The sequence below is a fragment of the Methylobacterium sp. Leaf102 genome (assembly GCF_001422425.1).
Lineage (GTDB): Bacteria > Pseudomonadota > Alphaproteobacteria > Rhizobiales > Beijerinckiaceae > Methylobacterium.
The window spans coordinates 99,364-121,506 of sequence record NZ_LMMX01000037.1 but is presented as its reverse complement, the minus strand read 5'-3'; the positions used below and the strand labels follow the sequence as shown (position 1 = coordinate 121,506).

The window sequence follows — 22,143 nt, the reverse complement described above, 5'->3', positions numbered from 1 at the left end:
GAATGCGCCGTCCATACTGATCCAGCAGTATGGAGTATGCGCCGAAGCCCGGTGGTGGCGCTATGGTGCTCCATCGACCCTGAGTTGTAGCGTTTCCCCGAAGATCGCCTCGAACGCTGCGCGCAGCTGCATGTCCACCTCCGGCAGGGTCACGAGATGGCCGAGATCGACGAGGCTGGTGACGCCGTGGCCAGTGATGCCGCAGGGCACGATGCCGGTGAAGTGCGCGAGATCCGGCTCCACGTTGAGGCTGATGCCGTGGAAGCTCACCCAACGCCGAACCCGGATGCCGATGGCGGCGATCTTGTCCTCGACTCCCTCGCCGTCGACCTGCCCCTTCTCAGGGCGGCGCACCCAGACGCCAACGCGGTCCTCGCGCCGCTCGCCCCGGACGTTGAAGGCCTCGAGGGTTGCGATCACCCACGCTTCCAGGGCGGCCACGTAGGCGCGCAGGTCCGTGCGCCGGCGGTTGAGGTCGAGCATCACGTAGGCCACCCGCTGGCCGGGACCGTGATAGGTGTATTGCCCGCCCCGGCCGGTCCGATGAACGGGAAAACGCTCTGGATCGACGAGGTCGGCCGCCCGCGCCGAGGTGCCGGCCGTGTAGAGCGGCGGATGCTCCAGCAGCCATACGCACTCCCGGGCCTGCCCCGCCGCGATCTCGGCGGCCCTCGCTTCCATGTAGACGACGGCCTCCCCGTAGGGGACCGGCACGTCGCTGATCCGCCATTCTACGGGCGGCGAACCGGCGCGGGCGAAGAAATCCCCGGTTCGGACGCCGAGCCGTGGGGCGATTAGCGATTTGTTTACCAAGGCTTCACCATCGCGCATGGACAGTCGGTTCCGGGGCCGGTGCGGGTGCGCGCTCCCCAGGGTGAAGGAACGGGTCGCGTGGCGGTTCTCGAAGATCTCAAGGTCGACCTCAAGGTGGTTCTCGGGCGCCGGCACATGCCACTGCACATCCTGCTGCGCATGGGGCGCGGCGCCGTCATCGAACTCGAAGCCACGGAGAGCGATATGGTGGAGATTCTGGCCAACGACCATCCGATCGCGCGGGGCCAGATCGTGGTGACGGGAAACCGCATCTCCGTCGAGGTCACCGAGCTGATCCGCAAGGCGGAGGTGGTGCGCCTGCCCGGGGTCACCATCGGCGAAGGCGCTGTTCCGGTCCTCGACGGCGTCGATTTCCTCTGAAGCCGCGATTTCCTGCAAACCCGCGATTTCCTGCAAACCCGCTTGTCGGCTCCAGATCCATCTGCTAGTTGCTGCGCCGCGCCAGACGAAACGGACGCCTCGCCCGACCGGGCCGGCTTCGAGACGATGGTGACGACGATGCGGCCATGGCGGAATTGGTAGACGCGCTAGCTTGAGGTGCTAGTCCTGCAAGGGGTGGAGGTTCGAGTCCTCTTGGCCGCACCAACATAACGATGTTGGTGCTTGAGACTTCCGAGGTGTGGCGAGGATTTATCCGCCGACCTCGGCTCTGGGAACAGGTCCGCCGCAACGGTCGGCGATGTTCCCTCGCTCGGTGACGAGCGCGAAGATCATACATTCTCCCGCGTGGCTTTGCGAAATCGGTGGGTTGTCCGAGGTCCGATTCTTTCGGAGCCGGATGTGCTGGCGTCTGTCGGAGCGGAGTGGGATCGCCACCGCTCCGGGTTCGGCGCGGCTGGCGGTAACCCTGGACCTTCACGACCGCACGGCCCGGCCGGCCTCCGAGCCCCCCGAGAAACTTTCGCATGCGGGCCTGCGAGCGGCACGCCTTTGGTTTGGAGGAACGGACATGGCCGGGTTGAAGGACAAGCGAGACTTCATCGACAAGGACCGGCTCGATCTGTCGGAGCGCAAGGCCGTCGAGTTCTGGATGAAACGATGGGGCGTCACGCAGGATCAGCTCACCACCGCGCATCGGAAGGCCGGCCGCATGGTCAAGGACATCGCCGCGGAGCTGGGCAAGAAGCGATAGGCGATCCGGTCGGCGCACGCCGAACGCGGCGGTTGGGGCATCTCCCCTACCCGACGCCGCGTCGCCGGAACGGGCGACGGCACTTCGGGAGCCCGCGCGCAAGTTCGACGTTACCGCACATGACCCAGATGCCAGACGACAACCTCGACCATTATACCCTCGGCTTCCATGCGCCGCGCAAAGGTTTGCGTCGCCAGGATTGCCCCTATGCGGAGGGCACCGAGGCGCACGCGCAATGGACGGCCGGATACGATGCGGCGGTGAAGGACGGCAAGGAAGCGTGAGCGGCATTCCGGACGCCACCGAACCGCGGCCCACCGGGTCGCGTTGATCCGGTGCTTGTCTCAAGCCCCCCGACCGTGGACGCCCCATGAACGAGAACCTGAAGCCCGATCCGCATGCCCCGAGATCGGTGAACGTCACCGAGCCTTGGACGCGGGCCTATTGGGCGCGCTACTTCGAGGTCCCGGTGGAAGCCGTCGAGGACGCCGTCGCCACGGTGGGCGAGGATCCTAGCGCCGTCGCGGCCCATCTCGGCAAGTCCTGGCCGGCGCAGGATGGCGGCGGCATCGTCTGACGGCATTCCTAGACGTCCACCCCGTAGAGATCGACGGTGACGAAGCCGCGCGCTTCCATGCGCTCGGCCAAGACCCGGCGGTGGCAGCGGGCGGGGTCGCGCTCGAAGCACATCAGGCAGGTCGGACTTCGGGCGGCAAGGTCGCACAGGGCGTCTAGGGCGAGGCTGCCATCCGCGGTGTCGAGGACCTCCTCACAGTAGATCTGGCGCATGAGCGCGGGGTCGTCCGCTCGCGCGGCCTGCCGACCGGCTTTCGGGGTCCCAAGGGTCCGGGCGTGATTGTAGGATAGACCGGCCGCTTCGAGGCCGGCTTTCAGGGCGCCCTTGGAAAACCCGCGTTTGCGCGAGTTCGCCACGGCGCGGACATCGGCGAGTGTCCCGACCCCGGCATCCGTAAGGGCCAGGGTGAAGCGCTCGGGATCGAGGCCTTCGTAGCCGATGGTGAACACAGTCTTACGCATCCGGCCTCCTCTGCAAATGCTGCGTTTCGAGCGGGACTTAGGTGTCTTCCGGCCTGTGGCCAACCGTGGAACCTGCGGCGTATGTGGCTGACCGGTCACGACTTCCCGAAAACCGCCGCATTGCCGTCAAAGCTCTGTTAACCGCGCACGGGCATCCCTTACCCGTTGTTGCGTTCGTGGAAAGTGATGGGCCGGGCATTGATGTCGCTGACGAACAGGACTGCCCCGACCGTCCGCCGTACCCGCCGTGGTGAAACGCGCCTCGGTGGGTGGGCGAGCCGGATCGCCGGAATCGCCCTTCTCGCGGGCCTCGCCGCCTGCTCCGGCACGGCGACGGACTTCTATCCGACCAAGGGCGACGTGAAGCCCCATCCCGGCGTCGCGCGCGCCAAGCAGCATCCGATCCAGGGCATCGACATTTCGAAGTGGCAGGGCCCCATCGACTGGACGTCGGTGCGGGCGGCCGGCACACAGTTCGCCTTCATCAAGGCGACGGAGGGCGGCGACCACGTCGACGAGCGGTTCCGCGCGAATTGGGACGGTGCGGCCCGGGCCGGCGTTCCGCGTGGGGCCTATCATTTCGTGTTCTGGTGCCGCTCGGCCCAGGACCAGATCGAGTGGTTCAAGAAGAACGTCCCGCAGGATCCGACCGCCCTCCCCCCGGTTCTCGACGTGGAGTGGAACGGCCATTCGCAGCTTTGCCCGAAGAAGCTGCCGAAGGCCCAGGCGCTGGGAATGATCCGCTACATGCTCGACGAGATGGAGCGCTACACCGGCAAGCGCCCGATCATCTACACGGACATCACGTTCCACAAGGACGTACTCGAGGACGAGCTGCCGGATTACCCCCACTGGGTCCGCTCCACCGCGGCCGAGCCCGAGCAGCGCTTCGCCAAGCGCAAGTGGATGCTGTGGCAGTTCACTTCCACCGGCCGGGTGCCGGGCGTGCGCGGCGACGTCGACCGCAATGCCTTCTACGGATCGACGGCCGAATGGGCCTCGTTCCTGGCCACCGACTGCGACCCGCGCGACCACCATTCCCTATCCGGACGGGGCCTCTGCGCCGGCAAGTAGCGGAGGCGAAACGACACAACGTCCGAAGGGTTCAGGCCCCGGCCTGGACCACGGTGGTGAGCACCGTGCCGTAGTGACAGGCCGTGGCGGCCAGTACGAAGGCGTGCCAGATGGCATTCTGGTACGGCAGGCTGCGCCAGACGTGGAACACCACGCCGAAGGAGTAGAGCAGTCCGCCGATGGCGAGCAGCCACAGGGCGGTGGGCTCGAGCCGCGCGATCACCGAATCGTAGGCCGCCAGTCCGCTCCAGCCGAGAAGCAGGTAGAGCCCGATGGCGGCCCGGTCGAAGCGTCCCGGCAGCGTCAGCTTGAGGGTTATGCCGATGCCGGCCACCAGCCACACGGTGGCGAGTAGGCCCCAGGCGATGGCGCCGGTGCCGACCAGGGCGACCAGCGGCGTATAGGTGCCGGCGATCATGAGATAGATCAGCGCGTGATCGGCACGGCGCAGGAGCCACTTCCGGCGGCCCACCGGCCACATGTTGTAGGTCGCCGAAACGCCGAGCATCGAGACGAGGGCGGCGCCGTAGACAGCGACCGCCGCCTGATCGATGGCCGGGAGCAGCGTCAGGGCCGCGAGGATCACGATCGCGATGGCCCCGGCGAGGCCGAGGGCCACGCCGAGGAAGTGGACGATCCCGTCGGCGAGAAGCTCGCGTCGGGTGTAGTTCCAGTTCAGCCCCGCGGGGCGTCCATCCTCTGCCAGGAACATCGCTGACTCCGATCGGTCATACGAAAGCTACGCTCGGCCGTGCCGGAGCGTTCCCGGCGAAAACTACCGAGTTCGTGCTGTCCACAGGAATAGCTTCGTGCCGACACGCTTCCGGCAGCGTGTGACACGGATTCGCGCCTGCCCGGGTGTGGCTTGGCCTACCCCGGAAGCAGTCCGGAGTAGCGGCTCGCGATCACAACGGCCCAAGCGATTCCCAGCACACCCGTGAGGCCGAAGACGATGCGACGCGTCTGGCGATCGCGTGTGTGACGGCGGACAGGTCTTGCCGAAGACCGGGGCTCGATCTTCACGGTTTCGGTGCTCGAAATGGGCTCTACCAAAGGCTTACCAAGCGTCATGCAGTCGTGGTCCTCGTTCGTTGGGCGCGGAGAGAACGCGAAATGCCGAGCGTCGCCGGAGGCGTAACGCGCGTGCGTCGATCGGGTTCGCTGCATCGCAATAATGCGCGGCTTCCGAACGATGGTGTACCCTGGCGGCCGAGGGAAGCGCCCTCTCCCGAGCCGCGTGCGCGTCGACACGGAGCGCGAGAAGGCGGTGGATTGGAATCCGTCCCGCGCGCGTGAATTCCGTTCGGCGGGATCAGGTCGCGCGGTTGGTCAAGGCCTCGAAGCCGAAGGCCGGTGCCGCTTCCGGGCACATCGGCCGAGCCGTCACACCGGGGCTCAGGCGGGCGTGGACCGTCGCCATCGTCAGCACCGCCATGGCGAAGACCTGATGGCTCAGCCCGGCCCAGAGCGGAACCGCGAGAAGCAGGGTCGTGATCCCGAGGGCGGCTTGCGCCAGGACGAGGACGGCCACGCCGGTGGCGCGCCGTGCCGTGCCGCTGCCCGGCAGGGTCCGCCGCGCGTCGACGGCATGGAGAATTGCCACGGCAAGGAGGACATAGGCGATCAGGCGGTGGTCGAGTTGCACCAGGGCATGGTTGTCGACGAAATTCTCGATCCAAGGCCGGACGGCGAACAACTCGGCCAGGGGCGGCGCGAAGGCACCGTCCATCCCCGGCCAGGTGTTGTAGACGAGGCCTGCCTTCGATCCGGCGACGAGGCCGCCGAGGAAGATCTGCGCCAGCACCAGGGCCATCACGGCCACGGCGGTGCGGTTGAGCCTGGCCGGCACCGGCGCGGAGGGGGCGGCGCGCAGGCCGGCGGCGAGCCAGACGAGACCGGCGAGGATGAGGCTCGCGGTGGTGAGATGCAGGGCGAGTTTCAGCGGGGCGACCGCCGTCATGCCAGGCTCGAGGCCGGACGCGACCATAATCCAGCCGATGGCGCCCTGGAGACCGCCGAGGAGGCCGAGGCCAAGGAGTCCGAGCCCGAGGCGCCGGCTCAGGAGCCCAGGCCACCAGAACCACAGCAGGGGCAGGAAGAATGCGAGGCCAACGAAGCGTCCGAGGAACCGGTGGCCCCATTCCCAGGCGTAGATCGTCTTGAAGTCGGATAGGCCCATCCCCTGGTTGAGGATGCGGTATTGCGGAGTGCCCTTGTACTTGTCGAACTCCGCCGTCCAGGCCTCTGCCGAAAGCGGCGGGACGGCGCCCGTGACCGGACGCCACTCGGTGATGGATAGCCCGGAGCCGGTGAGGCGCGTGGCCCCACCCACGGCCACCATGCCGACCACGAGAGCCGCGAGCACGTAGAGCCAGACACGTACGGCACGGTATTCGCCCGCGCGGCGCGTGTGCTCCTGGCCGGCTGCATGTCTGGACATCATCGCGCCATCCCGTCCGCCACCCGACGATCCCTATCGGAGACCGGGGAGGTAGACGCAGGCTCGCGCGAGGGCAACGCCCGTTGGGGACGCAGCGGCCTCGTACGGAAGGCCGCTATTCGGCGGCGGCCAACTCCCGGCTGCGGTTCAGCGCCATGAGATCGAGGAAGGCCACCACGAGCCAGGGGCAGGCGATTCCGATGAAGAAGGCCATCCGTATTGCCTCGTTCCGCGTGACGATGCCCGATGATAGGCCACTGGCGCCGCACCGCAAGCGGTCAAACACAGCGTGACGGTCGAGGCGCTCTCACGCCACGGGCGGCCTCACGCCATGGCGGCCATGGTCCACCGGAGCGCGAGGCCGACCAGCACGCCGCCCCCGAGGCAGCGCCGCCAGGGATTGACGCCGCGGGCGACCTCGTCGACGGCCCAGACGACCAGCGCCCCCAGGCCGACACCCCGCAAAACCGTCCCCGCCGGCCCAGCCGGGGCGAAAGCCCAGTCCGCTCCAGCGCAGAGGCCGAACATCACGAGCGGCGCATTCGGCCATTGGGCGACGGTGATCGCGCCGGTGCGTCGGTCGCGGAACCACCAGTCGCGAGCGCGTGCGAGGGCGCTCAGATGCGTCGCGCCCCGTCGGCCTCGCGCATGGGCTCGCAGATCTTCGGGCTCAGCTTATCGAGATGCTCGCAGGCATTGCGCAGGTACCAGGCTCGCATGTCGGGTTGCGAGGGCGCCACGTACATCCCGACGAGGATGAACGCGATGGCGCCGACGATGACGAGGGTGAGTAGGCTACGCATGGAGTCGCTCCGGGGAATCGGGCCGTGGGCCTGCCGATAAAGGGGCTCGCCGATGCCCCGGCCCGCGCCCTTCGCTGCTCGTGGACACAGGAACCTCTCAACGCGCGAGGGCGCAAAAAGAAGCAGCCCGCCGCCGCTTGGGCGAACAGGCTGTTTGAAAGGCTTGGGAGGAAGCGAGGCTGTTGAGACCCTGACTTACAACCCGCGCTAGGGTTGGCCAGTTCCTCGCGAGCCGGCAAAAATAACACCGGGTTCAGGAGGCCTCGAACAGGGGCACGATGCGCATCCCCGGGACGAGGACGAGGCCCTTGTCGGTGATGCGGATCTCGGGAATCACCGAGAGCGGGATCAGGTTGAACCCCATATAGGGAATGGTGCACCCGGCGCGCGTCCAGGCGTCCTTCAGGACACGGACTTCTCCGGCCACCGCCGTGACCCGCTTGTCGGAGAGGAGACCGGCGACCGGCAGGGGCACCAGGGCGACGACGGCTCCGTCCTCCACGACGCAGACCCCACCCTGGATGATGCCGATGGCGTCGAGGGCCACGCGCATGTCGGCCTCGTTCAAGCCGGCGACGATCACGTTGTGCGAATCGTGGCCGACGCTGCTCGCCACCGCGCCGCGTTTCAGCCCGAACGCCCGCAGAAGCCCGTGCGCGACGGTGCCGGAGCGGCCGTGACGTTCGATCACCGTGACGAAGGTGAGGTCGTTGGCGGCCAGCGTCGTCGGCCAGTCGGCGCTGGGGGTGAGGTCGAACACCTCGTGGGTGAGCTCGATGCCCGGAAGCGTGGTGCGGATGGCGTTGACCCGCACCGGACCCGCCGGCAACGCCGGAACCAGGCCCGGCAGCGGATCGGGCAGGTGCACCGTCGCGTAGGCCGGGGCCGGGTAGCGGTAGGGCTGCGACAGGGCGGCGTCGAGGAGCGGGGTGATCGACCGGTCCTTCACCACGCATTCCCCGCCATACCAGGTCGATTGCGGCACGAGATCGTCGTCGAGGAGGACGAGATCGGCGCGTCGTCCGCCGCCGAACCCGCCGATCTCGCCGTCGAGGCCGTAGCGCGTCGCCGGGTGGAGCGAGCCCATGGCCCAGGCCTGGGCCTTCGGGATGCCGAGGCGCACGGCCTCGCGCACCACCCAGTCGAGACCGAAGGCGATGAGGTCCTGCGCGTCGCGGTCGTCGGTGCAGACGCAGACGCGCTTGGCCGAAGCACCGTAATCCAGCACCGTGCCGATGGCCTTCGGCAGGCTGTGCCACGGCGTCGTCGGTGGCCCGCCGCGCAGGTAGATCCAGATTCCCGCTTCCAGGAGGTCGTCGGCGATATCCCGGTCGATGGCCTCGTGGGTGTCGGTGACGCCGCTGGCCGCGTAGGAGGACACGAAGCCGCGCCCGTAGATGTGTCCGGAGACCGGACGTCCACGCTCCAGCGATGCCGCGATGATGGCGTGCGCGCGCGGATCGCCCTCGCAGACGGCGACGAAATCCATCTTTTCTCCGAGGCCGATGGCTTCCGGCCACTGGTCGAACAGGGCCGCGATCTTGGCCGCCGTCAGGTCGCCGCCGGCGGTTTCCAGATCGGGTGAGGTCGCCGGCACGGTGCTGGGCACCGTGAGATAGATGTTGAGCGGGGCCTGACGGGCATCCTCCAGCATCCATTCGACGCCGTTCACATCGAGCACGTTGCCGATCTCGTGGCTGTCGCACACGATGGTGGTGGTGCCGTTGAGGAGCGCGGCCTCCGCATAGGCACAGGCCGTCACCATACTGCTCTCGATGTGCAGGTGCGGATCGACGAGGCCCGGCGCCAGAAGGCCCCCGCCGAGGTCGATACGCTCGGCCGGGCCCCGATAGGTTCCCGCCGGCATGATGGCGGCGATGCGGCCGCCGCCGATCCAGACCTCACGGTCGGGCAGGATGCGGTCCGAATAGGTGGAGAGCAGGCGGCCCCCGGTGAGGACGCGATCCGGCTCGGCCCGCCCCGAGGCCACGGCCGCGAGTTGCCGCGTCATGCTGGCGAGGGGCGCGACGGAAAAGCGCGTCAGGTTTGGTTTCTCGGTCATGCCGGCTCCCTGGGCATCCGCGGCTGTCGCTCACGCGATCCTGCCGAGGGGCACGGCCCGTGCCAAGATCCCGCAGGGAGTCGGCACGGCCGGCCCCGAAACGGGTTGCCAACCGCCCGTCGCGATCCCATTTAAGGCCCATGCCGGTCGCGACCCACGTCGCTCGACCGGAGACGGCCACGATGACGGTTTGGGGTGACGCCGGATGTACGCGCACCTCGGGCCTCTCCGTGGCCGTTGGCTTTTGCCCTATCCCTTTGTTCCAGCGTCCGAGCATCGTCCCGTCATGGCCAAACGCACGAAGTCGAAACCGCAGGAGCGTGGCTCCGTCCTGTTCGATGTCCTCTACGAGGACGAGTCCCGCGCCTCGAACCGGCGCGTCCCCATGGAAATCCTCGGCGGCCTCGACGGCGATGCCCCGGCGCGGGAGATCATCGAGGAGCAGGACCGGGTCATCGCCGAGAAGTCGGGCCGGCCGCTGAAGCCGATCCGGAGCCTGACCCGTTCGCCGATCCGCGTGCCGAGCGCCGTGACGGGCGACTGAAGCGACCAAGGCTCCCGGGGCGGCCGGTCCGAAGCAACGGCCGCCCGCGCCTGGGTTCGCCTCAGGACCGGGTTCGCCTCAGGACGAGGCCTTCTTCAGGAACTGTGTCTTCAGAACCAAGCCTTTGACCTTCTCGGCGTTGCACTCGATCTCCTCGGGATCGCCGGTCAGGCGGATGTTCTTGATGAGGGTCCCGCGCTTCAGGGTCGTCGAGGTTCCCTTCACCTTGAGGTCCTTGATCAGGGTCACCGCATCGCCGTCCGTGAGCTTGGTGCCGTTCGAATCCTTGGTCTCGTCCATGACCGTGTCGCGCCGTCAGGCCATCGGCGGGGTGTAGGGCTGTCCCGCATCGGTCAGGGCCCGGTCGACCGCCTCGATGGCGAGGAGGATGCGCATCAGGTCTTCGGCGGCCGAAGCGGCGGCGAGTTCGCTGGCGCCGATGCGCTTCGACAGGGCGCTGCGCTGCCGGGCCAGACTGGCACGTGCCCGGTTCAGGTCGGCGATGTCCTCGGGCGTCATGGTCTCGTCTCCCCGTTCTGTGGTCGTGCGGGGCCGAACCGGCCGATGGACCGTCTCGGCCCCGCACGCAGTGTTGCGAGCGATGCCGCCTTTGGCCCCCCGACGCAACGTCGGAAATCACGGCGCCCTTCGGAACGGCCGGTCTCAGAACAGCGAGCCCTGCGCATCCTCGTCGCTGGAGCGCGGCCGATCCTTCGCCGGAATGCCTGGGGCCTCAGGTGCACCCCTCGGCTGCTCCAGCGGCACGACGAGGTCCGGCCCATCGTTGCGGGCGTCGTTCACGCGCGGGCTCACGGGATCGAGCGTCAGCCAGTCGTCCGGGCATGGCCGGCACAGGGCGGCGGCCGAAGCGGGCTCGACGCCGCGCGTGTCGAGCCAGGGCTCGACCTGATCGCGCGACAGGATCGCCGGCATGCGGTCATGGACCGCCGCCATGAGCCCGTTGGCGCCCGTGGTGACGATGGCTGCCGTATCGATCTCCGAGCCGTCGGCCCCGAGCCAGTTCTCCCACAGACCGGCGAGCGCCATCGGCGCCCCGTCGGCCCGGCGGATCATGAACGGCGTCCTCGTCGCCGTCTTGCCCGTGCCTTCGCGGCGCCACTCGTAGAACCCGTCGGCGAGGAAGACGCAGCGGCGGTGGCGCAGGGCCCCGCGAAACGTCGGCTTCTCGGTCATCGTCTCCACACGGGCGTTGATGACGAGGGGAAAGTCCTTCGGATCCTTGAGCCAGCTCGGCCACAGGCCCCAGCGCACGAGCCGGAAATGCCGGCTCCCGTTCTCGACGTGCACGATCGGCACCGGCTGGGTCGGGGCGATGTTGTAGCGCGCCGGAAAGTTCGGCTGCTCGGCATAGCCGTAGAAGAGGCGATAGATTTCTGGCGCCTGAAGGGCGAAGTAGCGTCCACACATTAGAGCCGGATCCTACGATTTATTGTGATCACCGGCAGTTATCTATTCGAAAGCAGGCGGTTAATTTTGATAGTTGGTGGCGTATGTGGGTCTGGAAGAAGACCTGAGATCATCTCGCATCATATCATCGATGAAGTGTGTGTTATAAAGGTGCTCGATGAGTGTCGATGGGCTTACTCGCAGGGACGCTGCTGCGGCTACCAGATCGTCCCAGTTTCTCAGGCCTCGGGGGAGTACTCTACGAACCAAGGCCCGGGGCATGAGCAGCATTGCCGCGAACGCGTTGGCACGCTTCTCAATTCCCGGCGGCGCCCATGGACCGCTGGTATGGGCGACGCGCCGAGCGCGGCTCCGATCGTAGAGAATATGGAAGAGTTCATGGGCCAGGGTGAATCGGCGCCCTGCTTCGGTCCCGTTGTAAGGGCTGGCCTCGTTGATCAGGATTCCAGGCGCGTAACCAATGCCCGCGATGGCGGCTCCCCGGATCGAGAGGGTCTCAAGGAGGTGATTTTCGACCTTGATGCCGAAATCTTTGACGAGGGATAAAATGTCCACGTGATCGGCATCGTCCGAAAGCGCGAGATCGTCGATCAGGGCTTCGGCGAGATCGTAGCCTTCCTCGTGGGGCGCAGTGAGGGGAGCGCCGATTCCGTCATCGACGAGAGCAGTGAGCTTATCGGACTCCCGTCCGCCAGACTGCTGGCCGAGGAAGCTGAGTAAGGCCTCGAAGTCGAGCGGTCCGATATCCGGACTGACGCCACCGAACATGAGCACCGCGTCATCGAGACGTTCGATCGCTGGTGCGACGTCCATCCGCACACTCCTATCGCCTCGATTTCGCTGTCGGCGCGCTGTCGACACGCGCCGCATCAAGGACTGCGACAGAAATCCTGCCTCAAGGTCTTCGATGGGGGATGCGCCAAGGTGGGCGATGCGGCTTTCGATTCGTTTGATCGAAAGCCGATCTTCCGGCAGATCGACCCGCGCCGTCGAGACGAACCACGCCAAAGCCTCCCACAAGGGACCGGCGACGTCGGCGACGGATAAGGTCGCTGCACCCGGCTCCAGGATCAGCCTATATCCATCGGGCGGATGATGTGGCTGACGCGCCGTCCATGAGAGTTCGATGTCGTCGCCAAAGCGGCGGAAGTACAGATCCGGAAGGAGCGCACTCGGATCGGCGGCGCGAAGCGCATGGCGGAGCCACCAATCTCGGCACTCCCGATAAGCTTGCCGCCCGTCCGGATCATCGGCATCCATGAGGCGGCGTAACATGAAAAAGGTCGCCGTCGCGGCAGGAGCCGCGCTGTTCTCGCGCCACGCGAAATGTTCTTCGTGCAGGAGCGAGACCCAGTGGTCCGCCAGCCATTCGAACAGCGGGAGCAGGTACCAGCGAACGTCGTCGCATTCGCCTTCGTTCTGCTCGTGACGCGTGATCACGAGTCCGCCGATGGTTAGGCGAAACACGCCGCTGGACCAGCCTCCATGCTCCGGACGGCGGTCACGGGGTTCCGGATCGTCGATCCAGCCGATGGTGATCGCGAACCGTGACGGGTCGCCGAAGGTCGCCAGTCCCGTCATCCTTCATCCGTCCTCAAAGCCCAATGGATATCGGACTTCACGAACCTCATGAAGACCTTGATCTGTTTCCTCGTCACCTGTCGAGTATCGAGCCACGCATCCTTGATATCAGGCGGCACGGTTTCCCACGGCACGGGGTAGCCATGCCACGTTCCATCCTGCGTCGGCTTCGCCTCGAACGCGACGCCGTTCTGCGTGGCGAAGCGGCGACCGCTTCCAGCGTCCACGGTCGCAGATGTGAAGAGAGCGGTCGCTCGCGTCGTCGTCCAGGGATGTGTGTCCATATCGTTGCTCAAGCCGCCCGCGTCGCTTCGATGAGTCCATTCGGGGCACAATGTCCCTTTGGCGCCGTCGGCCGGGCGGTTCTTGTGCTTGGTCGATCCGCGATAGGTCGGTACGGGCAGTGCTTCGGCCTGGGATTGCGGTGCTTTCCCGATGCGGCCCGGGATCCCTTTCACAGCCACTTCTTCCAGCGGAAGAACACGTAAGGTAGCACGGCGGCGACCACCATCATCACCACCGCCATCGGGTAGCCGAGACCCCAGTCGAGTTCCGGCATTGCCTTGAAGTTCATGCCGTAGATCGAGGCGATGAGGGTCGGGGGCATGAACACCACCGCCATCACCGAGAACAGCTTGATGATGTTGTTCTGCTCGAGGTTCACGAGGCCGAGGGTCGCGTCGAGGAGGAACTGGATCTTCGAGGACAGGAAGGTGGCGTGCTCCTCGAGGGACTGGAGATCGCGCAGGGTCGAGCGCACGTCCTCGCGCAGCTCGCGCGGAGCCTTGGCGGTGCGGTAGGTCGCCGAGAGCGAGAGCAGGATGCGCTCCATGGAAACGAGGCTCTCGCGTTGTTTCGAGATCAGGTCGCCGTGGCGCCCGAGTGCCCGCAGCGTGTCCTGCAGGGCGGTGTTGCGGGCGGACGGGTCGGCCTTCTCCTCGAAGATCTTGCCCGACAGGCGGTCGATGCGCTCGCCCTGGAGCTGGAGCACGTCCGCCGCCCGGTCGATCACCGTCTCGATGAGGCCGGCGAGGATGGTCTCGCCGGACGGGATGGCGGAGGGCCCGTTGCCCGTCGAGCGCCCGGCGCGCTGGGTGTACATCCGGAACGCCTGCGGCTCCTCGTAGCGCACGGTGACGAGGCGGTTGCCGCGCAGGATGAAGGTGATGCCGGCCAGCCCCGGCTCGTCGCCGTCGCTGACCTTGCTCAGCACCCGGCCGGTCATGTAGCGCGCCCCGTCCTCGACGTAGAGGAGCTCGGAGGGCTCGATGTCCTTCATCTCCTCGCGGGTCGGCACCGAGATGCCCATGAAGGCCTCGACCTTCAGATCCTCCTCCCGGGTCGGGCGGATCATGTCGAGCCACACGGTGTCGTCGGGGATCGGGTCCTGCAATTCGAGGGAGGTGCGCTCGAGCAGGGTCTGCCCGGCGCCGGCGACCGGCTGGTGGATGAAGATCACGGGTTACGTCTCAGGCGAGGGCCCCGGGAGGCGGTGAACTCGCATCCGGTACGAAGAAGTCCGGAGCAAGGGGGACGTCGGGTGTGACGCGGTATTTTGTAAAGTCCGTGACACCCTGCTCCGCCAGGAACGTGTCGTCGATAAGAAAGCGCCCGGTGGTCTCCCGGGCCGGCAGGCCGAACAGGGCGTGGGCCGCGTCCGCGATGATCTCGGGCGTGCGGCTCGCCTGCATCAGGGCTTCGCCGCCGAGAAGGTTCCTCACCGCCGCCGTCGCGATGGTGGTGCGCGGCCACAGAGCGTTCACCGCGATGCCCTGACGGCGCAGTTCGCCCGCCAACCCAAGGACGCAGAGCGACATGCCGAACTTCGCCATGGTGTAGGCGAGGTGCGGCGCGAACCATTTCTCCGCCATGTCGAGGGGCGGCGACAGCATCAGGATATGAGGGTTCTCGGACTTTTCGAGATGCGGGATCGCATACTTGGACACCATGTAGGTCCCACGCGTGTTGATCCCGTGCATGAGGTCGAAGCGCTTCATCTCCGTCTCGGGCGTACGGGTCAGCGAAATGGCGCTGGCGTTGTTCACGACGATGTCGATCCCCCCGAAGGTGTTCGCCGTGGTGGCGATGGCGGCGGCGACGCCGTCCTCGTCGCGCACGTCCACGATCAGCGGCAGGGCCCGCCCCCCCGCAGCCTCGATGGCAGCGGCGGCCGTGTGGATGGTGCCCTCCAGCTTCGGATGGGCCACGTCGGTTTTCGCCGCGATGGCGACGTTGGCGCCGTCCCGCGCCGCCCGCAGGCCGATGGCGAGCCCGATGCCGCGCGAGGCGCCGGTGATGAACAGGGTCTTGCCCTTCAGTGATCCGCTGCTGGGTCCCGTCATGGCGTCCTCTCAGGGTCCGATGTGGAAGCGCGCCGGGCGCGTGCCGTCGGCATCGGTGAAGCCGTACCGGGCGGCGAGGTCGCCCGCATGCAGGATGCGCCCGGCCTGCGCGGCGACGTCCGGGTCGGCGGCGAGCGCCGCCAGCGCGCGGCCGGCATAGAGCGGGCTCTCCGTGGCCATGTCGGCGTGCCCGACATCGATCACCCGTTCGGTGCGGACGAAGCCCGGCGACAGGCCGAGGGCCGTGACACCGTGCGGCGCCAGTTCCTGCGCGCAGGCGAAGGCGAGGCGGTTGGTGGTCGCCTTGGCCAGATCGTAGAACACGTCGCCGAGGTAGCCGGGTCCAGTGTCGAACGACACGATGGCGACGAGGCCGGCTTTCGCCGCGACCATGGCGGGCGCCACCGCGCGGGCGAGCAGCAGTGCCGGATAGGGTCCGCTGCCGAAGAACTCCGAGAATGGCTCGGCCGAGCGGCGCCAGAACGGGGTGCCCCAGGCGGCCCCGTCGGGATAGCGCTCGCCGTCATAGCCCTCGGCCCCGCCCCAGACGCTGGAGACGGCCACATCGATCCGGCCGAAGCGGCGCAAGGCCCAGTGGACCAGGGTGTCGACGGCCCGCTCACTGGTGTGGTCGCAGAGGTAGTGGTGGCCGGTGCCGCCGGCGGCGTCGACCATTCGGGCTGTGTCCTCCACGGTCTCGGGCCGTCCGTCCGTGCGCGGGCCGGTCTCGCTGGAGCGGCCGGTGACGATCACCGTGGCGCCGGCCTCGCCGAGTGCCTGGGCGATGCCGCGCCCGACGCCCCGCGATGCCCCGGCGACGAGGCAGACCTTGGCGCGAAGATCGGGCGCCGGGCTCACGCCTTGCGCGACCGGTTGAGGAAGGCCGCGAAGGCGCCTTGAGCCTCCGGCGAGCGCAGGCGCGCCTCGAAGGCCACGGCCTCCGTCTCCACCGCCGCCTCCAGGGCGGCCTGATCCCCCCGGATCAGGGCGCGCGTCGCCTGCAGCGGTCCCCCCGGCAGGGCGGCGAGGCGGGCGGCCTTGGCGAGCGCGTGGTCGAGGAGCAGGTCGGCCGGAACGACGGCGTTGGCGAGCCCGAGACGCACGGCCTCGTCGGCATCGTAGGCTTCCGAGAACAGCAGGATTTCGGTGGTGCGCTGCAGGCCGATCCGGCGTGGGAGCAGGTAGCTCGATCCCGCCTCCGGTACGAGGCCGAGTTCCACGAACGGCATGCGGAAGCGCGCCGCCGGGCTGGCGTAGACGAGGTCGCAATGCAGGGTGAGCGTCGCGCCGATGCCGACCGCCACCCCATCGACGGCCGCCACCATGGGCGTCCGGGTCCGGGCGAGCTGCCGGATGAAGTGCAGGGCCGGCGAATCCTCGAACGGGTGCCGCGAGGCCTCGACGAAGTCCGACAGATCGTTGCCGGCGCTGAACGCTCCGGGTGAGCCGGAAAACACCACGGCGCCGATGGCCCCTGACGCGTCGGCCTCCGCCAGGGCCTCGCGCAGGGTGTCGTACATGGCGCTCGTCAGGGCGTTGAGCTTATCGGGCCGGTCCAGGCGGATGAGGCGGACGCCGCCGGTGTCTTCGATGACGACGTGCTCGGTCATGGTGCTGTCTCGCCTGTCTTGCCGTTCCCTGCGCGCGGTCCCGTTCCCCTCCGCGGGAGGGGCGTCCCGCGCTCACCCCGCCAGGGCGAGGGCTGCCGTCTCGGTGAAGCCACCGCCGTCGATGACGCTGTCGGCGAGGCCGCTCGCCGCCGTCAGCTCGTTCTCGGCGAAGAACCGCGCCAGGGCGATCCGCCCGGCATGGGCTGGATCGGTCTCGCCGGCCTGGAGGGCGGCCCGTGCGGCGCGGGCTTCCCGCGCGAGGCAGGCCGCGCCCTGGACGAGGCCGAACAGGCGCAGATACGGCGTCGCCCCGGCGAGCGCCGTCTCCGGACGGTTCGAGGCGAGCGCCGCCAGCTGAAAGCTGGTGGCCCGGTCGAGGCTCTCGATGCCGGCGCGCAAGCGGGCCGCCATATGGCCGTAGGCCGAATCGGCATCCTTCAGGAGCCCCTCCGCCACGCGGCGCAGGCCGGCGATCTGGGCCCGAACCGTGGCCCCGCCCTGGAGCGGCAGCTTACGGCTGACGAGGTCGATGGCCTGAATGCCGTTGGTGCCCTCGTAGATCCCGAGGATGCGGGCGTCGCGCATGTGCTGGGCCGCCCCCGTCTCCTCGACGAAGCCCATGCCGCCATGGACCTGCACGCCCAGCGACGTGACTTCGTTGGCGATGTCCGTGGAGAACGCCTTGGCGACGGGGGTGAGGAGCGAAGCGCGATCGTGGGCGCCCTGCCCTTCCGGTCCCTTTGCCGCGTCGAGGGCGGCGGCGGTGAGGTAGCAGATGCCGCGGGCGGCCGCCGTGTAGGCCTTCATGGTCAGCAGCATGCGCTGGACGTCGGCATGCGCGACGATGGCGCTCGGGCCTTGCGCGCCCGGCGCTTTTCCCTGGCGGCGCTCGCGGGCGTAGGTCAGGGCGGCCTGCGTCGCCCGCTCGGCGATGCCGACGCCCTGCAGGCCGACATTGAGCCGGGCCGAGTTCATCATCGTGAACATGCAGGCGAGGCCGCGGTTCTCCTCGCCGATGAGCCAGCCGATGGCGCCGCCCGCGTCGCCGAAGGCCATGGAGCAGGTCGGCGAGCCATGGATGCCGAGCTTGTGCTCGAGCCCCGAGCACCGCAGGTCGTTGCGGCTGCCGTCGGGCAAGATCTTGGGCACGAGGAACAGCGAGATGCCGCGGGTGCCCGCCGGTGCGTCCTTGAGCCGGGCGAGCACGAGGTGGACGATGTTGTCGGTGAGATCGTGCTCGCCGTAGGTGATGTAGATCTTCGCGCCGACGATGCGGTAGCGGCCATCGCCGACGGGCTCGGCGCGGCTGCGCAGCAGGGCGAGATCGGAGCCCGCCTGCGGCTCCGTCAGGTTCATGGTCGCGGTCCACCCCCCCGAGACGAGCTTGCCGAGATAGCGCGCCTTCAGATCCTCGGACCCGTGCTGCGCCAGGGCCTCGATGCCGCCGGCGGTGAGCAGCGGGCACAGGCCGAACGCGATGCTGGCCGCGTTCCACATCTCCGTGCAGGCGGCGTTGAGGAGGAGCGGCAGGCCCTGGCCGCCGTGGTCCGGATCGGCGGACAGGCCGTTCCAGCCGCCCTCCGTCCAGGTCCGGTAGGCCTCGCGCCAGCCCGGCGCGGTGGTGATGGCGCCGTCGGTAAGGGGCGTGCCGTGGCGGTCGCCGACGCGGTTCAGGGGTGCGATGACGCCGTCGGCGACGCGGGCCGCCTCGTCCAGGATGGTCCGGACATCGTCAAGCGTCAGGGCCTCGCCCAGGGTCGCGTCCAGCCCGGCGACGTGGCGCAGGGCGAACAGCATCTCGGAGACCGGGGCGCGGTAGGTCATGGAAGCTCCCTATGAGCGTCTTCTTGTGTCGCGCTTGACGCGCTTGGCGTATCGTTCGCCGCCCGTGTTTGACGCAAGCCTCGGCCGGACGCTAGAGCACCGGCCGGCTCCGAGATCGCCCTGCGCGGGGAAGCTTCAATGGGGCAACGGCTTAACCCGGCCCAGCCGCTCCGCTCTCCAGGGATAGTTTAGATATGAACGATCTCCGGTCAAGCCTGCGCCTCGCCGCCGACGAGGCCGGCATCCTGGAGGCGGCACGGCTGCTGGGGCTCGGGCGCACCGTCGCCTTCCCGACGGAGACCGTCTACGGCCTCGGCGCCGATGCCACCGACCCGACGGCCGTGGCCCTGATCTACGCCGCCAAGGAACGCCCGCGCTTCAACCCCCTGATCGCGCATCTGGCGGATCTCGCCGCGGCCCAGGTGCAGGGGGTGTTCGATGACGCCGCCCTGGCCCTCGCGAACGCGTTCTGGCCCGGTCCCCTCACCCTCGTGGTCCCGGCCGGCCCGGGCTGCACCGTCTGCGATCTCGCCCGTGCCGGCCTGGCGAGCGTGGCGTTGCGGGTGCCGGGCAACACCATCGCCCGCGATCTCCTCGCCCGGGTCGGCCGACCCGTGGCGGCGCCGTCGGCCAACCGCTCGGGCCGGGTCAGCCCCACCCGTGCCGCGCATGTGCGTGCCGACCTCGATGGGCGGATCGACGCGATCCTCGACGGGGGTACGGCGCCGGTGGGTGTGGAATCGACGGTGGTCGCCTGCCTCGACGGTTCCCCACGCCTGCTCCGGCCGGGCGGGGTGACGCGGGGCGACCTCGAACGCATCTTGGGCTATGCCGTCGCCGGCCCGGCTCCGGACGATAGCGCGCGTCCCATCGGGCCCGGCCTCCTCGCCTCGCACTATGCGCCCCGTGCCCGTGTGCGCCTCGACGCGACGACGGTGGCGGCCGGCGAGGCCGTGCTGCGGTTCGGCGGGATGCCCGCGGTCACGGAGGCGCGCGCCTCCCTCGACCTCAGCCCGGGCGGCGATCTCGCCGAGGCGGCCGCCAACCTGTTCTCCGCCCTGCGGAGTCTCGATGCCTCGGGCACGGAATCCATCGCCGTCGCGCCGATCCCGCAGACGGGACTCGGCGAGGCGATCAACGATCGCCTGCGCCGTGCCGCGGCTCCACGCTGAAATCTTTTCAACGGGGGTGGAACCTTTCGGAGCCTTGGTCCGTTTGACTAGAACGAAGGCCAGTTCAGCCCCCAAATGGCCTTTTGCCTCTCAAGGCTCGGAGCGATCCGAGCCTTTTTTCTTGGGCGGGAATCCCCGGCGTCGCGTCAGCCGGCGAGTTTCGCGGCGATGCCGGCGACGTGGCGGCCCTGGTAGCGGGCACCGGCCAGATCCGTGGCGCTCGGCTGGCGCGAGCCGTCGCCGTCCGCCAGGGTGGTGGCGCCGTAGGGCGAGCCGCCCTTCACCTCGTCGACACCCATCTGGCCCTGGAACGCGTAGGGCAGGCCGACCACCACCATGCCGTGGTGCAGCAGCACCGTGTGGAAGCTCGTCAGTGTCGTCTCCTGGCCGCCATGCTGGCTCGCCGTCGAGGTGAAGGCCGAGCCGACCTTGCCGACGAGTGCGCCCTTGGCCCAGAGGCCGCCGGTCTGATCGATGAACTGCTTCATCTGCGCGGCCATGTTGCCGTAACGGGTCGGGGTACCGAAGATGATGGCGTCGTAGTCCGGGAGTTCGTCCACCGCCGCGATGGGGGCGGCCTGATCGAGCTTGTAGTGCGATTGGCGGGCGACCTCCTCGGGCACCAGTTCCGGCACGCGCTTGATCGTGACCTCGGCCCCGGCCTCGCGAACGCCCTCGGCGACGGCCTCGGCCATCTTCTCCACGTGGCCCCACGACGAATAGTACAGCACCAGAACCTTGGTCATCGGGTCGTCTCCTACGGTGTGGCACGGGTCGGCCCATCGGAGCCGGCACGCGTTTCGCCGTGCCTTATCGCTCGGAACTGCCTTTGCGAAAACGCCCTGTTCTGCAAAACGATCTTTGCAGGAATGCACGATCGGAGCCGACGGAATGGACTGGGACGATTTTCGCCTCGTGCGCAGCGTCGCTGAACACGGCGGCCTGGCGCGGGCGGCCGAGCATCTCGGCATCAATCCCTCGACGGCGTTCCGTCGTCTCGCCGGGATCGAGGCAGCCCTCGACACGACGCTGTTCGACCGTCACCGCGCCGGCTACGCACTGACGGGCGCCGGTCTCGCCATGGTGGAGGCTGCCGGGCGGATGGAAGCCGACGTCGCGCGCTTCACCCGCGAACTCGCCGGACAGGATCGCAGTCCCGTGGGCGACCTTCGAATCACCACCCCGGCGGGTCTCGTCGCCGATATGCTGATGCCGGTGCTGGCCCGATTCACCGTGCGCTACCCACGCATCCGCCTGCACCTGCTGGTTTCGGAGGAGGCCCTCAACCTGTCGCGCCACGACGCGGACGTGGCGCTGCGCGCCAGTGATGCACCCGCCGCGAACCTGGTCGGGCGCCGGCTCGCCACCATCGCCTGGGCCGTCTACGGGCGGTCCGAGTTCACCGGGCGACCGACGGAGGAATGTCCGTGGGTGGTGCCGGGTAACGGTGTGGCGGGTGGACGTTTCGTACGGTTCCGCGAGAGCCATGCCGCCGCCGAGCGCGTGGTCCTCACCCTCAACACGGTGCTGGGCCTGCGAGAGGCGGTGGAGGCCGGCATCGGCATCGGCCCCCTGCCCTGCTGGTCGGCCGACGCACGCCCGGGTCTCGTGCGGCTGTCGGACCACCTGCCGGAGCTGTCGGCCGGCCTGTGGCTCCTGACTCATCCGGACCTGCGCCATGCCGCGCGGGTCCGGGCCTTCATGGATTTCATGACCGAGGAGATCGTGACGTTGCGCCCCGGAATCGAGGGCAAGACGGCTCCGCCTCGATAATCTCCGAGCCTACTTGGTCTCGATGATCTCGATCTCCTGGCCGTTCACCTCGACGGTGTCGCCGACGCCCTTGCCGGTCAGGGCCCGTGCCATGGGCGAAACGTAGGACAGGCTGCCCTGGGTCGGATCCGCCTCGTCTTCGCCCACGATACGGAAGCTCTGATGACTTTCGTCCGCGCGGGCGATGGTCACTGTGGAGCCGAACCGCACCACGTCGCCGGGCTCGACCTCGACGAGCTGGGCCGATCCCAGCCGCGCCGTCCAGTAATGCAGGTCGCGGGTCACGCGGGACTCGTCCGCCTTGGCGTCGGGCGTCAGGGCCGAGAACGCATCGCGCAGGCGGGCGACCTCGGCCTCGATCTGCGCCAACCCCTCGGGTGTGACGAAGTTCGGGTGCTCCGAGATGGGGCGATCGGGGAGATCCTCGAAGGCTTCGCCGCCTTCGGTCTCTTTGACAAATGCACTGCTCATGAAACCAGCAATGCG

At 68.4% G+C, this 22,143-nt stretch carries 27 protein-coding genes and 1 tRNA gene; 9 read left to right on the top strand and 19 right to left on the bottom strand.

The features are described 5' to 3' along the window. Positions 1–60: 60 nt before the first annotated feature. The gene (gene lipB / locus ASF27_RS16715) at positions 61–813 is read right to left on the bottom strand and encodes a lipoyl(octanoyl) transferase LipB (RefSeq protein WP_244481027.1); all 753 of its coding nucleotides are present in this window, start codon (positions 811–813) and stop codon (positions 61–63) included. A gap of 78 nt (positions 814–891) precedes the next feature. Here lipB and ASF27_RS16710 point away from each other — a divergent pair, with 78 nt between their 5' ends. The 5 genes from ASF27_RS16710 (at position 892) to ASF27_RS16690 (ending at position 2,543) form a co-directional block, all read left to right on the top strand. Beyond that, positions 892–1,194: a FliM/FliN family flagellar motor switch protein gene (locus ASF27_RS16710; RefSeq protein ID WP_056173501.1), complete on the top strand. Its 303-nt coding sequence runs from the start codon at positions 892–894 to the stop codon at positions 1,192–1,194. A gap of 140 nt (positions 1,195–1,334) precedes the next feature. Further along, a tRNA-Leu gene (locus ASF27_RS16705) sits at positions 1,335–1,419 on the top strand. A 364-nt stretch (positions 1,420–1,783) separates the two neighbouring features. After that, a complete protein-coding gene (locus ASF27_RS16700) occupies positions 1,784–1,966 on the top strand; it encodes a DUF3606 domain-containing protein (protein WP_056361832.1) in 183 nt (60 codons plus the stop codon). 119 nt (positions 1,967–2,085) lie between these two features. Further along, entirely contained in the window at positions 2,086–2,250 is a 165-nt protein-coding gene (locus ASF27_RS16695) for a hypothetical protein (RefSeq protein WP_056262172.1), read from the top strand. Positions 2,251–2,336: 86 nt separating this feature from the next. Beyond that, positions 2,337–2,543, top strand: coding sequence for a DUF3606 domain-containing protein (locus tag ASF27_RS16690; RefSeq protein ID WP_056361828.1), 207 nt, complete (start codon positions 2,337–2,339; stop codon positions 2,541–2,543). 8 nt (positions 2,544–2,551) lie between these two features. Here ASF27_RS16690 and ASF27_RS16685 read toward each other — a convergent pair whose 3' ends face one another. Continuing rightward, positions 2,552–3,004, bottom strand: coding sequence for a DUF488 domain-containing protein (locus ASF27_RS16685; RefSeq protein ID WP_056305950.1), 453 nt, complete (start codon positions 3,002–3,004; stop codon positions 2,552–2,554). Positions 3,005–3,205: 201 nt separating this feature from the next. Here ASF27_RS16685 and ASF27_RS16680 point away from each other — a divergent pair, with 201 nt between their 5' ends. Continuing rightward, complete coding sequence (locus ASF27_RS16680) at positions 3,206–4,078, top strand: GH25 family lysozyme (protein ID WP_082479241.1); 873 nt, start codon at positions 3,206–3,208, stop codon at positions 4,076–4,078. A 31-nt stretch (positions 4,079–4,109) separates the two neighbouring features. Here the strand turns inward: ASF27_RS16680 and ASF27_RS16675 are convergent, their stop codons facing one another. The 5 genes from ASF27_RS16675 to ASF27_RS16655 form a co-directional block, all read right to left on the bottom strand. Next, complete coding sequence (locus ASF27_RS16675) at positions 4,110–4,790, bottom strand: hemolysin III family protein (protein ID WP_056361822.1); 681 nt, start codon at positions 4,788–4,790, stop codon at positions 4,110–4,112. Positions 4,791–5,390: 600 nt separating this feature from the next. Further along, on the bottom strand, positions 5,391–6,518 hold the full coding sequence (locus ASF27_RS16670) for a COX15/CtaA family protein (RefSeq protein ID WP_056362188.1): 1,128 nt from the start codon (positions 6,516–6,518) through the stop codon (positions 5,391–5,393). Positions 6,519–6,842: 324 nt separating this feature from the next. After that, positions 6,843–7,046 carry a hypothetical protein gene (locus tag ASF27_RS16665; protein ID WP_347379640.1) on the bottom strand — a complete coding sequence of 68 codons (204 nt, stop codon included), beginning with the start codon at positions 7,044–7,046 and terminating at the stop codon, positions 6,843–6,845. Between the two features lie 89 nt (positions 7,047–7,135). Next, complete coding sequence (locus tag ASF27_RS16660; RefSeq protein ID WP_056173484.1) at positions 7,136–7,321, bottom strand: hypothetical protein; 186 nt, start codon at positions 7,319–7,321, stop codon at positions 7,136–7,138. Between the two features lie 253 nt (positions 7,322–7,574). Next, entirely contained in the window at positions 7,575–9,383 is a 1,809-nt protein-coding gene (locus tag ASF27_RS16655; RefSeq protein ID WP_056361820.1) for an adenine deaminase C-terminal domain-containing protein, read from the bottom strand. 286 nt (positions 9,384–9,669) lie between these two features. On the opposite strand from ASF27_RS16655, the gene ASF27_RS16650 reads away from it, so the two are divergent. Further along, complete coding sequence (locus ASF27_RS16650; protein ID WP_056173479.1) at positions 9,670–9,927, top strand: hypothetical protein; 258 nt, start codon at positions 9,670–9,672, stop codon at positions 9,925–9,927. Between the two features lie 78 nt (positions 9,928–10,005). Here ASF27_RS16650 and ASF27_RS16645 read toward each other — a convergent pair whose 3' ends face one another. The 10 genes from ASF27_RS16645 to ASF27_RS16600 form a co-directional block, all read right to left on the bottom strand. Then, the gene (locus ASF27_RS16645; protein WP_056305958.1) at positions 10,006–10,227 is read right to left on the bottom strand and encodes an alkylphosphonate utilization protein; all 222 of its coding nucleotides are present in this window, start codon (positions 10,225–10,227) and stop codon (positions 10,006–10,008) included. 15 nt (positions 10,228–10,242) lie between these two features. Further along, complete coding sequence (locus ASF27_RS16640; protein ID WP_056173473.1) at positions 10,243–10,446, bottom strand: hypothetical protein; 204 nt, start codon at positions 10,444–10,446, stop codon at positions 10,243–10,245. A gap of 144 nt (positions 10,447–10,590) precedes the next feature. Next, positions 10,591–11,355: an SOS response-associated peptidase gene (locus ASF27_RS16635; RefSeq protein WP_056361817.1), complete on the bottom strand. Its 765-nt coding sequence runs from the start codon at positions 11,353–11,355 to the stop codon at positions 10,591–10,593. A gap of 60 nt (positions 11,356–11,415) precedes the next feature. Beyond that, entirely contained in the window at positions 11,416–12,936 is a 1,521-nt protein-coding gene (locus ASF27_RS16630; RefSeq protein ID WP_056361814.1) for an ImmA/IrrE family metallo-endopeptidase, read from the bottom strand. Next, positions 12,933–13,394, bottom strand: coding sequence for a hypothetical protein (locus ASF27_RS22420; RefSeq protein WP_156467563.1), 462 nt, complete (start codon positions 13,392–13,394; stop codon positions 12,933–12,935). Before ASF27_RS22420 ends, ASF27_RS16630 begins: the two co-directional genes overlap by 4 nt. Continuing rightward, entirely contained in the window at positions 13,391–14,395 is a 1,005-nt protein-coding gene (locus tag ASF27_RS16620; RefSeq protein WP_056361806.1) for a magnesium transporter CorA family protein, read from the bottom strand. The genes ASF27_RS22420 and ASF27_RS16620 overlap by 4 nt, the downstream gene beginning before the upstream one ends. A gap of 10 nt (positions 14,396–14,405) precedes the next feature. Then, positions 14,406–15,278, bottom strand: coding sequence for an NAD(P)-dependent oxidoreductase (locus ASF27_RS16615; RefSeq protein ID WP_056361803.1), 873 nt, complete (start codon positions 15,276–15,278; stop codon positions 14,406–14,408). A 9-nt stretch (positions 15,279–15,287) separates the two neighbouring features. Continuing rightward, a complete protein-coding gene (locus ASF27_RS16610; protein ID WP_056262199.1) occupies positions 15,288–16,136 on the bottom strand; it encodes an SDR family NAD(P)-dependent oxidoreductase in 849 nt (282 codons plus the stop codon). Further along, positions 16,133–16,888 (bottom strand): enoyl-CoA hydratase-related protein, encoded by a 756-nt coding sequence (locus ASF27_RS16605; RefSeq protein WP_056361800.1) that lies wholly within the window; start codon positions 16,886–16,888, stop codon positions 16,133–16,135. Before ASF27_RS16605 ends, ASF27_RS16610 begins: the two co-directional genes overlap by 4 nt. Before the next feature lie 72 nt (positions 16,889–16,960). Further along, positions 16,961–18,712, bottom strand: a complete 1,752-nt coding sequence (locus ASF27_RS16600) for an acyl-CoA dehydrogenase (RefSeq protein ID WP_056361797.1) — start codon at positions 18,710–18,712, stop codon at positions 16,961–16,963. 194 nt (positions 18,713–18,906) lie between these two features. Between ASF27_RS16600 and ASF27_RS16595 the strand changes: the two genes are divergently transcribed. Then, on the top strand, positions 18,907–19,884 hold the full coding sequence (locus tag ASF27_RS16595) for an L-threonylcarbamoyladenylate synthase (RefSeq protein ID WP_056361794.1): 978 nt from the start codon (positions 18,907–18,909) through the stop codon (positions 19,882–19,884). Between the two features lie 146 nt (positions 19,885–20,030). Here the strand turns inward: ASF27_RS16595 and wrbA are convergent, their stop codons facing one another. Beyond that, positions 20,031–20,630, bottom strand: a complete 600-nt coding sequence (wrbA, locus tag ASF27_RS16590; RefSeq protein ID WP_056262209.1) for an NAD(P)H:quinone oxidoreductase — start codon at positions 20,628–20,630, stop codon at positions 20,031–20,033. Between the two features lie 145 nt (positions 20,631–20,775). Between wrbA and ASF27_RS16585 the strand changes: the two genes are divergently transcribed. Then, positions 20,776–21,657, top strand: coding sequence for a LysR family transcriptional regulator (locus tag ASF27_RS16585; RefSeq protein ID WP_056361793.1), 882 nt, complete (start codon positions 20,776–20,778; stop codon positions 21,655–21,657). A 9-nt stretch (positions 21,658–21,666) separates the two neighbouring features. Here the strand turns inward: ASF27_RS16585 and greA are convergent, their stop codons facing one another. Then, positions 21,667–22,128 (bottom strand): transcription elongation factor GreA, encoded by a 462-nt coding sequence (greA, locus tag ASF27_RS16580; protein WP_056173438.1) that lies wholly within the window; start codon positions 22,126–22,128, stop codon positions 21,667–21,669. Between the last annotated feature and the right edge of the window lie 15 nt (positions 22,129–22,143).

What these genes read in the sequence shown, in the direction of transcription:
- ASF27_RS16615 (WP_056361803.1), bottom strand. Translation starts at nt 15,278, where the DNA reads ATGACGGGACCCAGCAGCGGATCACTGAAGGGCAAGACCCTGTTCATC.
- ASF27_RS16650 (WP_056173479.1), top strand. Translation starts at nt 9,670, where the DNA reads ATGGCCAAACGCACGAAGTCGAAACCGCAGGAGCGTGGCTCCGTCCTG.
- ASF27_RS16600 (WP_056361797.1), bottom strand. Translation starts at nt 18,712, where the DNA reads ATGACCTACCGCGCCCCGGTCTCCGAGATGCTGTTCGCCCTGCGCCAC.
- ASF27_RS16675 (WP_056361822.1), bottom strand. Translation starts at nt 4,790, where the DNA reads ATGTTCCTGGCAGAGGATGGACGCCCCGCGGGGCTGAACTGGAACTAC.
- ASF27_RS16700 (WP_056361832.1), top strand. Translation starts at nt 1,784, where the DNA reads ATGGCCGGGTTGAAGGACAAGCGAGACTTCATCGACAAGGACCGGCTC.
- ASF27_RS16630 (WP_056361814.1), bottom strand. Translation starts at nt 12,936, where the DNA reads ATGACGGGACTGGCGACCTTCGGCGACCCGTCACGGTTCGCGATCACC.
- ASF27_RS16665 (WP_347379640.1), bottom strand. Translation starts at nt 7,046, where the DNA reads ATGTTCGGCCTCTGCGCTGGAGCGGACTGGGCTTTCGCCCCGGCTGGG.
- ASF27_RS16690 (WP_056361828.1), top strand. Translation starts at nt 2,337, where the DNA reads ATGAACGAGAACCTGAAGCCCGATCCGCATGCCCCGAGATCGGTGAAC.
- ASF27_RS16640 (WP_056173473.1), bottom strand. Translation starts at nt 10,446, where the DNA reads ATGACGCCCGAGGACATCGCCGACCTGAACCGGGCACGTGCCAGTCTG.
- ASF27_RS16635 (WP_056361817.1), bottom strand. Translation starts at nt 11,355, where the DNA reads ATGTGTGGACGCTACTTCGCCCTTCAGGCGCCAGAAATCTATCGCCTC.
- ASF27_RS16655 (WP_056361820.1), bottom strand. Translation starts at nt 9,383, where the DNA reads ATGACCGAGAAACCAAACCTGACGCGCTTTTCCGTCGCGCCCCTCGCC.
- ASF27_RS16660 (WP_056173484.1), bottom strand. Translation starts at nt 7,321, where the DNA reads ATGCGTAGCCTACTCACCCTCGTCATCGTCGGCGCCATCGCGTTCATC.
- ASF27_RS16685 (WP_056305950.1), bottom strand. Translation starts at nt 3,004, where the DNA reads ATGCGTAAGACTGTGTTCACCATCGGCTACGAAGGCCTCGATCCCGAG.
- ASF27_RS16595 (WP_056361794.1), top strand. Translation starts at nt 18,907, where the DNA reads ATGAACGATCTCCGGTCAAGCCTGCGCCTCGCCGCCGACGAGGCCGGC.
- ASF27_RS16670 (WP_056362188.1), bottom strand. Translation starts at nt 6,518, where the DNA reads ATGTCCAGACATGCAGCCGGCCAGGAGCACACGCGCCGCGCGGGCGAA.
- wrbA (WP_056262209.1), bottom strand. Translation starts at nt 20,630, where the DNA reads ATGACCAAGGTTCTGGTGCTGTACTATTCGTCGTGGGGCCACGTGGAG.
- ASF27_RS16695 (WP_056262172.1), top strand. Translation starts at nt 2,086, where the DNA reads ATGACCCAGATGCCAGACGACAACCTCGACCATTATACCCTCGGCTTC.
- greA (WP_056173438.1), bottom strand. Translation starts at nt 22,128, where the DNA reads ATGAGCAGTGCATTTGTCAAAGAGACCGAAGGCGGCGAAGCCTTCGAG.
- ASF27_RS16680 (WP_082479241.1), top strand. Translation starts at nt 3,206, where the DNA reads ATGTCGCTGACGAACAGGACTGCCCCGACCGTCCGCCGTACCCGCCGT.
- ASF27_RS16605 (WP_056361800.1), bottom strand. Translation starts at nt 16,888, where the DNA reads ATGACCGAGCACGTCGTCATCGAAGACACCGGCGGCGTCCGCCTCATC.
- ASF27_RS16645 (WP_056305958.1), bottom strand. Translation starts at nt 10,227, where the DNA reads ATGGACGAGACCAAGGATTCGAACGGCACCAAGCTCACGGACGGCGAT.
- ASF27_RS16585 (WP_056361793.1), top strand. Translation starts at nt 20,776, where the DNA reads ATGGACTGGGACGATTTTCGCCTCGTGCGCAGCGTCGCTGAACACGGC.